At 73.3% G+C, this 7,505-nt stretch carries 8 protein-coding genes and 1 pseudogene; 4 read left to right on the top strand and 5 right to left on the bottom strand.

The genetic code is table 11. From position 1 onward, the window contains the following. Together AB0K37_RS22835 and AB0K37_RS22830 are read right to left on the bottom strand one after the other, a co-directional pair. Window positions 1-472, bottom strand: a pseudogene (locus tag AB0K37_RS22835) (hypothetical protein); the annotation flags it as partial. 113 nt (window positions 473-585) lie between these two features. Beyond that, on the bottom strand, window positions 586-1,149 hold the full coding sequence (locus tag AB0K37_RS22830) for a DUF1707 domain-containing protein (protein WP_363984218.1): 564 nt from the start codon (window positions 1,147-1,149) through the stop codon (window positions 586-588). A 206-nt stretch (window positions 1,150-1,355) separates the two neighbouring features. Here AB0K37_RS22830 and AB0K37_RS22825 point away from each other — a divergent pair, with 206 nt between their 5' ends. From AB0K37_RS22825 to AB0K37_RS22815, 3 genes are all read left to right on the top strand, one after another. Then, the gene (locus AB0K37_RS22825; protein WP_363984216.1) at window positions 1,356-1,940 is read left to right on the top strand and encodes a Uma2 family endonuclease; all 585 of its coding nucleotides are present in this window, start codon (window positions 1,356-1,358) and stop codon (window positions 1,938-1,940) included. Between the two features lie 183 nt (window positions 1,941-2,123). Continuing rightward, window positions 2,124-2,840, top strand: coding sequence for an NADP-dependent oxidoreductase (locus AB0K37_RS22820; RefSeq protein WP_363984214.1), 717 nt, complete (start codon window positions 2,124-2,126; stop codon window positions 2,838-2,840). A gap of 9 nt (window positions 2,841-2,849) precedes the next feature. Continuing rightward, window positions 2,850-3,548, top strand: a complete 699-nt coding sequence (locus tag AB0K37_RS22815; RefSeq protein ID WP_363984212.1) for a cupin domain-containing protein — start codon at window positions 2,850-2,852, stop codon at window positions 3,546-3,548. 12 nt (window positions 3,549-3,560) lie between these two features. On the opposite strand, the gene AB0K37_RS22810 is transcribed toward AB0K37_RS22815, so the two are convergent. Further along, complete coding sequence (locus AB0K37_RS22810) at window positions 3,561-4,046, bottom strand: MarR family winged helix-turn-helix transcriptional regulator (protein WP_363984210.1); 486 nt, start codon at window positions 4,044-4,046, stop codon at window positions 3,561-3,563. A 65-nt stretch (window positions 4,047-4,111) separates the two neighbouring features. On the opposite strand from AB0K37_RS22810, the gene AB0K37_RS22805 reads away from it, so the two are divergent. Beyond that, window positions 4,112-4,963: an LLM class F420-dependent oxidoreductase gene (locus tag AB0K37_RS22805; RefSeq protein WP_363984208.1), complete on the top strand. Its 852-nt coding sequence runs from the start codon at window positions 4,112-4,114 to the stop codon at window positions 4,961-4,963. Window positions 4,964-5,318: 355 nt separating this feature from the next. Here AB0K37_RS22805 and AB0K37_RS22800 read toward each other — a convergent pair whose 3' ends face one another. Next, window positions 5,319-6,317: a sugar phosphate isomerase/epimerase family protein gene (locus AB0K37_RS22800; RefSeq protein WP_363984206.1), complete on the bottom strand. Its 999-nt coding sequence runs from the start codon at window positions 6,315-6,317 to the stop codon at window positions 5,319-5,321. Next, on the bottom strand, window positions 6,314-7,456 hold the full coding sequence (locus AB0K37_RS22795) for a Gfo/Idh/MocA family oxidoreductase (protein ID WP_363984204.1): 1,143 nt from the start codon (window positions 7,454-7,456) through the stop codon (window positions 6,314-6,316). Before AB0K37_RS22795 ends, AB0K37_RS22800 begins: the two co-directional genes overlap by 4 nt. Between the last annotated feature and the right edge of the window lie 49 nt (window positions 7,457-7,505).

Raw genomic sequence — 7,505 nt, 5'->3', positions numbered from 1 at the left:
CTTCCGGCTCCCGCAGGTCGCCGCGGCGGAGTACAAGTCGTCGCCCAAGCTCGGCCCGGCCGGCACCAAGGAGGGCGGTTACAACTACTTCCCGCACCGGCCCGGGCTTCGGCCGGGGCCGGGGCGGACCGGCGACCCGGACGTCGTGCGGGTCGGGGCTCGCCGGGCGGGGCCGCACCGGCCCGCGTTGTGCGGGGGCTTTCGCCGGGGACTTCGCCGGGGACTTCGCGCGGGCGGCGTCGCGGCTCGCGGGCCTCGGCGCGGCCTCCTCGGCCGGAGCGCCGTGGCCCCAGTCCAGCCCGGCGGACCGCCACGCCTCGTAGGCGCGCTGCCAGGGCGACCGCGCTGCCGGCATGTCGGCGAGATCACCCGCGACGCCGAAGGTGAGGCGCCGGCGCACGTGGCGGGAGTCCGCCGGGCCCTCCTCGGCCGTCCGCCGGGCCTCGTGCTGCTCCGGGGTCCTCGCCGTCACACGCGCTCCTTCACGGTCCCTGTCGAGTCACCATCAAATCGCGCCACGGGCGGCCTTGTACTGACATCCGCGTGAACGGCGGCCGATGGGGGCCGCGGGAGCGTTCTATCACCTCACGCCCGAGATATCCGATCTTTCGCTTCGATCGCTCCCTTGTAGGCGCAGCCCTTGACGCGCAGGACCGGCGCCCCGGCCGGAGGGGCGGCGTGGACCTCGACGGACACGCCGACGCCGTCCGCCTCCACCCGGACCCCGGGCGGAACGACGATCTGCACGGTGGACTTGTAGGCGAGCACCCACAGGGTCGTGACCTCCCCGTCCAGGTCGGCCTCGCGGAGGTCGAGCAGGCCCGTCCCCTTGTAGACGACGGTCGTGAACCGTTCGGGCAGCCGCCAGCGCCCGGCCTTCGCCACCGACCCCTTGTAGGCGACCTGGAACCGCCCGGCGGGCGCCCTCCCGATCTCCTCGCTGGCGGACCGCCCGGACGGCAGGTCGGCGACCAGCGCGCCCAGGTCGTCGTAGGTGCGCGCGGCCAGGGCCAGGTCGATGCGCTCGTCCAGCTCGGCCTCGCTCAGCCGCCCCTCGGCGAAGGCCGTGTGGAGCCGGACGAGCATCTCGTCGCGGTCGCGGTCCGAGGCGCGCAGGGCGGGCGCGGCGCGGTCGTGCTCGACGCTCATCGCATCTCTCCTTCGGGCGTTTCCGCCTCGACAGCCTGGCCCCTCCAGCGACTGGAGGGTCAAGACGCGATGTATCTTAACTCGCCGCCGCTCGGCTATCGAGACATTCGTCCGCATCCCGACGCGCGATCATGGCTGCGCTCTTTCCGGACGGCCGTCCACTAGATTCGGATCAGCCCGTTCATCGAGGTCAGGGGGGAGGATCCATGGGCGGCACGGTCGGCCGGGCGCACGGTCCGTACACGCTGTACGACCTGGACGCGCTCCCCGAGGAGGGCCGCCGCTACGAGCTCGCCGACGGCTGGCTCAACGAGCTGCCCGGCGACCTGTGGCACGACCACGCGGCCGACCAGCTCAAGACCGTCCTGAAGGAGGCGGCCCGGCAGGCGGACGCCGACGTGCACGTCGCCGGAGCGCCGCAGGACGTCACGACCCCGGCGGGCGTCCGCAAGCCGGACGTCTTCGTCGTCGCCCGCGACGTGGCCCGCGCGGCGCTCGAACGCCAGACCCGCACCTACTACGGCCCCGACCTCCTCCTGGTCGCCGAGGTCGTCACGCCGCGCACGGTCAACGAGCAGATCGACCGCGTCCGCAAGGTGGACGAGTACGCCGCGACCGGCATCCCGCACTACTGGCTCGTCGACCTGGAGCCGCGTCCCGCCCTCACCCTGCTGGAACTCCGCGACGGCCGCTACGAACTGGCCGGCAAGGCGCGCTCCGGCGAGACCCTCACCCTGGACCGCCCCTACCCGATCGCGTTCGACCCGGCCCGCCTCTCAGAAATGGACTAGCAGTGTTCATGGCGTTCTTCTCCTCCTTCGGGCCTTGAAGGCCCTCCATCGTCGAAAAACGCGGGCGATCGCTGGCATCGCTCCGGCTCGCCTGGCGGCTCACTGCGCGATCAGATTCTCGCTCCGCTCGAATCTGCCTTAGGACGCGATCGCAACCATCGAGGTCGCTGCGTGGTTGCGGCGATGTTGCTGCGCCTGCGAGACGCCGTTCTGATCGCCGCGCTTGACGAGGTCTTCGGGATGCTCCGCTACCCGTTCGGGGCCGGCTCCCACGCCGAGTACGTCGCGGCGCCGTCCCGGACGTTCGTCGCCAAGCCGCCCGCCATCGACCACGTGCAGGCCGGGGCCCTTCCGCTGGCCGCGCTGACCGCGTGGCAGGCGCTGGTCGACACCGCCGACGTGCGGGAGGGCCGGCGGGTGCTGATCCATACGGCGGCGGGCGGCGTCGGGCATCTGGCCGTGCAGATCGCCAAGGCGCGCGGCGCCCACGTGATCGGGACGGCGAGCGAGGGCAAGCACGCCTTCCTGCGCGGTATCGGCGTGGACGAGCCGATCGACTACCGCAGCGTCGACTTCGCAGAGGTCGTCAGGGACGTGGACGTCGTCCTCGACACCATCGGCGGCGACTACGGGCCGCGCTCGCTGCGGGTGCTCCGGCCGGGCGGGACGCTGGTGTCGGTGGTGCTCAGCAAGCTCGACGCCATGGACACCACCGGCGTCCGCGCGGAGAACCTGCTCGTTGAGCCCGACCACCACGCGCTGGAGCAGATCGCCGCGCTCGCCGAGGCCGGGCGACTCCGCGCCGAGATCGACTCGGTGTTCCCGCTGGAGGAGGCGGCGAAGGCCCACGAGCGCGGCGAGACCGGACGGGTCACCGGAAAGATCGTGCTGACGGTCTAGGCTCGGAGCGTGCTGCTGCTGACGACGCTCGACGCCTGGCGGGCCCAGCCCGGTCCCCGTTTCGTCCTCGGGGAGGCGGGGGCCGTGTGGGCGCCCGACGACGAGCCCGGGCTGCTGGCCGTCGCCGACCGGGAGTTCACCGGCGGCCCGCTCGTCGCCGTCACCCTCGACCCCGCCCCCGGCGCCGTGCCGGCGCGCGGCGTCGTCGACCGCACGACCGCGTCCCGCGTCCGCCACCTGCGGCGCGGGCCCGACGGCCGGCACGTCGCGGCCCTGGACCGGCCGGCGACCGCCGAGGCGCTGGACCTGCTGCCGCACCCCGAGGGCGGCTGGTACCGCGAGACGTGGCGGTCGGACGCGGCGTTCACACCGGACGGCTACCCGGGCGAGCGGGCCGCCGCCACCGCCATCTACTTCCTGCTGCCGCCCGGCGAGGAGTCGATCTGGCACGCCGTCCGGTCAGCGGAGCTGTGGCTGTGGCACTCGGGCGGCCCGCTGACCCTGCTCCTCGGCGGGTACGGCGACCGTCCGTCCCCGGCGCCCGAGCAGGTCACGCTGGGAGCGGACGTCGCGGGCGGCCAGGTGCCGCAGGCCCTCGTCCCGCCCGGCGCCTGGCAGGCCGCCCGCCCGGGCGGGGACGAGGAGGTCCTGGTCAGCTGCGTCGTCTCCCCCGGCTTCGACTTCGCCGACTTCCGCGCCCTCCCCTGACCGCCGGGCCCCTCACCGCTTGCGGCGCGGGCGCACCGCCTGTTCCGCCCAGAACGGCTCCATGACCCGGCCGATCGCCCGGACCACGGCGCCCAACTCACCGTCTGACAGCGGCCCGAAGACGTCCTCGCCGACCGCGTCGGCCAGGGCGCGCGCCCGGCCGTGGAGAGCCCGGCCGTCCTCGGTGACGCGGACGCGGTACCGCCGCCGGTCGCGCGGGTCGCGGGCACGCTCGCAGAGGCCGCGCGCCTCCAGGTCGTCCACGAGCCCGACCATCAGCGTGGGGTCGAGCAGCAGGTAGTCGGCCATCTCCTGCTGCGACAGCGTCTCGGACGTGCTGAGCATCGCCAGCACGAGAAAGTGCCGCACCCGGATGCCGAGCGGCTCCAGTTCCTCCTCGAGCCGCTGCTCCAGCCACCACCCGCACTTGGCCAGCTGGAAGCCCGCCAGGGACGCGAGCCCCTCCGGCAGCCCGTCGCGCATCGAACCCTCCGCCATGGCAGCAGGGTATATCCGTTCGATCATCGGTTGACGCGATCGTAGAAAAGTTCGATTATCTACGAATGCCACCCACTCTCGGGCTCTTCGCCGTCAACCTGCACGCCTGCGCCGATCCGCACGTCGCCGCCCGGATCGCCGCCCTGGCCGAGGATCTCGGATACGACTCCGTCTGGGCCGGCGACCACGTCGTGCTGCCGCGCCCGCGCGTCGCGCCGTCCCCCGCCGAGCCGGACGCGCCGTTCCTGGACCCGCTGGTCGCCCTCGCCCACCTCGCCGGCCGGACCGAGCGGATCGCCCTCGGCACCGGCGTCGTCGTCCTGCCGCAGCGCAACCCGCTGGTCCTCGCCAAGCAGCTCGCCAGCCTCGACGTGCTCAGCCGGGGCAGGCTCGTCTTCGGCACGGCCGCCGGATACCTGGAGCCGGAGATGCGCGCGGTCGGCGTCCCGCCGGAGGGGCGCGGGGCCCGCGCCGACGAGTACCTCGCGGCGATGCGGTCCCTCTGGTACGACGACGAGCCGGCCTTCCACGGCCGCCACGTCGACTTCGCGGGCGTGGACGCCCATCCCCGGCCCGTGCAGCGGCCGATCCCCGTCGTGACGGGCGGCCACAGCCCCGCGGCGCTGCGCCGGGCCGCCCGGCACGCCGACGGCTGGTACGGGTGGATGCTCGGACGCCGCGCCGCCGCGGAGACGATCGCGAAGCTGCGGTCCCTCACCGCCGAGGCGGGCCGCGGGCCCCTGCACGTCTCGCTCAGCCCGCCCCGCCTCCCGGACGCCGGGCACGTCCGGGACTACGGGGAGCTGGGCGTGGACCGGCTCATCGTCGTCCCGCCGATGGGCGTGACGGCACCCGAACTGGAACGCTTCGTAACCGACCACGCCCCCCGCAACCTAGGCGCCCACCCCGCCCCCTGAGGCCCGGGCCGGCCGGCTCAGGGGGCGGCAATCATCACCGCAACCACCCAACAACCTCAATGATTGCGATCGCGTCCGAAGGCAGGTTCGAGCGAAGCGAGAACCTGATCGTGCAGCGAGCCGCCAAGGCGAGTCGGAGCGATGCCAGCGATCGCCGCAGTGCCCGACGATGGAGGGCCGCCAGGCCCTAAGGAGGAGGGCGCTGCAATAAGCACAGCAGCGAGCCGCCAAGGCGAGTCGGAGCGATGCCAGCGATCGCCGCAGTGCCCGACGATGGAGGGCCTTCAGGGCCCGAAGGAGGAGGTCACTGCAATAGGCACAGCAGGGCCGCCAGGCCCGAAGGAGGAGAAAAACGCTATGTGAACGCCGAATCGAAGCTCGTGGTGGGGGGTTCCATGGTGTTGAGGGCGCGGACGAACTCCAGGGCTTCGGGGGCGCCCTGGAGGCGGTCCATTCCGGCGTCCTCCCACTCGACGGAGATCGGGCCGGTGTAGCCGATCGCGTTGAGGGCGCGGAAGACGTCCTCCCACGGGACGTCGCCGCGGCCGGTGGAGATGAAGTCCCAGCCGCGCCGCAGGTCCGCCCACGGCAGGTGGGACGACAGGCGGCCGCGGCGGCCGTCGCCCGTGCGGACCTTCGTGTCCTTGCAGTCGACGTGGTAGATCCGGTCGCGGAAGTCGAGCAGGAAGCCGACCGGGTCGAGCTCCTGCCACACGAAGTGGGACGGGTCGAAGTTCAGCCCGAAGGCGGGGCGGTGCCCGATCGCCTCCAGCGTCCGGACGGTCGTCCAGTAGTCGTAGGCGATCTCGCTCGGGTGCACCTCGTGCGCGAAGCGGACGCCGACCTCGTCGAACACGTCCAGGATGGGGTTCCAGCGCTCGGCGAAGTCGGCGTAGCCGCGCTCCACCATCGACTCGGGGGTGGGCGGGAACATCGCGACCGTGTGCCAGATCGAGGAGCCGGTGAACCCGACCACCGTGTCGACGCCGAGCCGCGCGGCGGCCCGGGCGGTGTCCATGATCTCGGCGGCGGCGCGGCGCCGGACGCCCTCGGGCTCGCCGTCGCCCCAGATCCGTTCGGGCAGGATCGCCCGGTGCCGCTCGTCGGGGTTGTCGCAGACGGCCTGCCCGACGAGGTGGTTGGAGATCGCCCACACCTTGAGGCCGTGCTCGGCGAGCGTCTCCAGCTTGCGCGGGACGTAGCCGTCGTCGGCGAGGGCCTTGTCGACCTCGAAGTGGTCGCCCCAGCAGGCGATCTCCAGGCCCTCGTAGCCCCAGCCGGACGCCAGCCGGCAGACCTCCTCGAACGGCAGGTCCGCCCACTGGCCGGTGAACAGCGTGATCGGTCGTGTCATGATTCGCTCCCTTCGACATCGACCCAGCAGCGGGCCTGGGCACTGCCGGCGACCGCGGCGAGGACGCGCTGCACCTGCAGGCCGTCGGCGAACGACGGGCGCGGGTCGGTGCCGTCCGCGATCGCGGTGAGCAGGTCGGCCGCCTGGTGGGTGAACGTGTGCTCGTAGCCCAGCAGATGGCCGGGCGGCCACCACCGGTCCGCGTACGGGTGGACGGGCTCGGTGACGACGATCCTGCGGAAACCGGCGGTCGCGCCGTCTTCCTCACGGTCGTGGAACCACAGCTCGTTCAGCGATTCCAGGTCGAACGCCAGGGCGCCGGAGGAGCCGCTGACCTCGATCCGCAGGGCGTTCTTGCGGCCGGTGGCGAACCGGGTGGCCTCGAACGAGGCGAGCGCGCCGCCGTCGGTGCGCCCGACGAACAGGGCCGCGTCGTCCACGGTGACCCGCGCCGTCCCGCCTCCGGGGACCGGGCGTTCCGGGACGAACGTGTCCAGCAGCGCCGTCACCCCGACGAGGTGGTGCCCGGTGATGAACTGCGCGGTGTCGATGATGTGCGCGCCGATGTCGCCGAGCGCGCCCGTCCCGGCCCGGTCGCGGTCCATCCGCCACGTGAACGGCGCCTGCGGGTCGGCCAGCCAGTCCTGGAGGTACTGGGCCCGGATGTGCCGGACGGCGCCGATGCGCCCCTGGTCCACCAGCCTGCGGGCCAGGGTGACGGCGGGGACGCGCCGGTAGTTGAACCCGACCATCGACCGGACTCCGCGCTCGCGCGCCCGCTCCGCGGCGGCGGCCATCGCCTCGGCCTCCGCGACGGAGTTGGCGAGCGGCTTCTCGCACAGCACGTGCTTGCCCGCGTCGAGCGCGGCGACGGCGATCTCGGCGTGGCTGTCGCCCGGCGTGCAGATGTCGACGAGCTGGACGTCGTCGCGGCGGAGCAGCTCCTTCCAGTCGGTCTCCACCGACGCCCAGCCGAGCGCGTCGGCGGCGGCGCGGGCGCGCTCGGCGGAACGTCCCGCCAGGGCGGTCATGACGGGTCTCAGCGGCGGCTCGAAGAACGGCCCCACGCTGCGCCACGCCTGGGAGTGGGCGCGTCCCATGAACGCGTGCCCGACCATCCCGACTCCGACGGTCGTCATGTTCAGCTCACCTCTCTGTGTCGTGTTCCGGCTCGGGGGGGCCGCGGCC

Origin of the sequence: Actinomadura sp. NPDC049753 (assembly GCF_040674655.1) — a bacterium.
GTDB classification, from domain to species: Bacteria; Actinomycetota; Actinomycetes; order Streptosporangiales; family Streptosporangiaceae; genus Spirillospora; species Spirillospora verrucosospora.
This window is presented reverse-complemented; position numbering and strand designations above follow the sequence as displayed.